Annotated in this window: 2 protein-coding genes and 1 pseudogene; 1 reads left to right on the forward strand and 2 read right to left on the reverse strand. The window is 71.4% G+C overall.

Annotated elements, in window-relative coordinates:
- Both KBX53_RS31910 and KBX53_RS31915 read right to left on the reverse strand, forming a co-directional pair.
- A pseudogene (locus KBX53_RS31910) lies at positions 1–402 on the reverse strand (N-acetylglutaminylglutamine amidotransferase); the annotation flags it as partial.
- Positions 403–547: 145 nt separating this feature from the next.
- A complete protein-coding gene (locus KBX53_RS31915) occupies positions 548–979 on the reverse strand; it encodes a MarR family winged helix-turn-helix transcriptional regulator (RefSeq protein WP_030327447.1) in 432 nt (143 codons plus the stop codon).
- A gap of 97 nt (positions 980–1,076) precedes the next feature.
- On the opposite strand from KBX53_RS31915, the gene KBX53_RS31920 reads away from it, so the two are divergent.
- On the forward strand, positions 1,077–1,813 hold a 737-nt coding region (locus tag KBX53_RS31920; RefSeq protein ID WP_247676524.1), incomplete at its 3' end, for an ABC transporter transmembrane domain-containing protein.

Raw genomic sequence — 1,813 nt, forward strand, 5'->3', positions numbered from 1 at the left:
CCGCCGCCGGGCCCGGTCGCCCAGCCCGATCGCGAACATGCCGACCAGGGGGTCGACGAAACGTTCACCCCAGTGTGCGTACGCCACCAGGATCACCTCGGTGTCGCTGGTGGAGTGAAAGGCGTACCCGGCGTTCTGCAACTCCTCGCGCAGCTGCGGGTAGTTGTAGATGCAGCCGTTGAAGACCAGCGCCAGGCCCAGATCGTCGCGGACCATCGGCTGCCCACCGGCGTCGGACAGGTCGATGATGGTCAGCCGGCGGTGCCCGAGGGTCACCCAGCCGGCGGCGAACAGGCCCTCGTCGTCCGGGCCGCGTGAGCGCATCGCCTCGGACATCCGGCTGACCGCCGCCGCGTCGGGAGAGCGGCCGTCGAACCGTGCCTCCCCGCTGATCCCGCACATCAGGCGTTGCGGTGCTGGTCCAGGGCAGACATGGCCCCTCCTGTCAGGTCTCCCCGACTGGTGGTGGCGGGGCCCGGTGGGAACGGGGCCGCTGGCTACCCGCGCATCGGGTCGACAAACCCGCAGGTGATCCCGCGCGGGCGGCTCAGTCGAGCAGAGTGCGCAGGATGCGGGCCAGCTCGTCTCGGTCGGTGTCGTCGAGGTGGCCGAAGAAGCGGTCCGCCTCGGCCCGGCGGGCGGCCCGGATGGCGGTGCTGACCCGGTCGCCCTCCTCGGTGAGCGCGACCAGGGTCGCCCGCCGGTCGGCCGGGTCGGGCCGACGCTCGACCAGGCCGCGGGTCTGCAGGTCGTCGACGACCTCGGTCGCCGAGCGCGGCGCGATGCGCAGATGCTCGGCGAGGGTGCCGGGGCGCACCTCGCCGTGCCGGGTCAGCACGCGCAGCGCCCGGGACTGGCTGGGGGTGATGTCCCAGGGTGCCAGCGAGTCCCGGGCCTGCCGGCGCAGCCGGGACGCCACCGCCCAGAACGTCTCCGCCAGGCTCTCGTCGTCGGCGCTGTCGGCGGTGTGCTCGGTCACCGGAATACGGTAGCAGGAGATGTGGTTGCTACCTCATGATGAGGTAACCTCAGCAATATCGTCGACGAAAGGCAGTACCCCCTTGGAACCCACCCCGATGGGCCGCGACCGCGGCCACCGCACCGTCAGCGCCGAAGAGAAGACGCAGGCCAGTCAGGTCTCCCTGCGCCGCATCGGTCGCCTGTTCACCCCCCACCGGCCCGCCCTGGCCGCCGTCACCGCGATCATCGTGGCCTCCTCGATCATCGCGATGGCCAGCCCGTTCCTGCTGCGTGCCGTGATCGACCGGGCCCTGCCGCAGGGCGACGTGACACTGCTGGTCTGGCTGGTCCTCGGCATGGTCGCCGTCGCGGCGGTGACCTCCGCGCTCGGCGTCGTACAGACCTGGATCTCCACCCAGGTCGGCCAGCGGGTCATGCACCGGCTGCGCACCGACGTCTTCAGCCACCTTCAGCGCCAGTCGCTGGGCTTCTTCACCCGCACCCGCACCGGCGAGGTGCAGTCCCGCATCACCAACGACATCGGCGGCATGCAGTCGGTGGTCACCTCCACCGCCACCGCCGTCGCGGCCAACCTCACCACGGTGGTCGCCACCGCCGTCGCCATGGTCGCGCTCTCCTGGCAGCTCTCCCTGGTCTCGCTCGTGGTGCTGCCGCCGGCCATCTGGCTGACCCGTCGGGTCGCCCGGATGCGTCGCGAGATCACCGCCCAGCGGCAACGCGAACTCGCCGACCTCAACGTCACCGTCGAGGAGGGCCTGTCGATCAGCGGCGTACAGCTCGCCAAGACCCTCGGCACCGGCCCCGCGCTGATCGACCGTTTCACCGCCTCCTC

Source organism: Micromonospora sp. M51 (genome assembly GCF_018070305.1).
Classification (GTDB): domain Bacteria; phylum Actinomycetota; class Actinomycetes; order Mycobacteriales; family Micromonosporaceae; genus Micromonospora; species Micromonospora parva.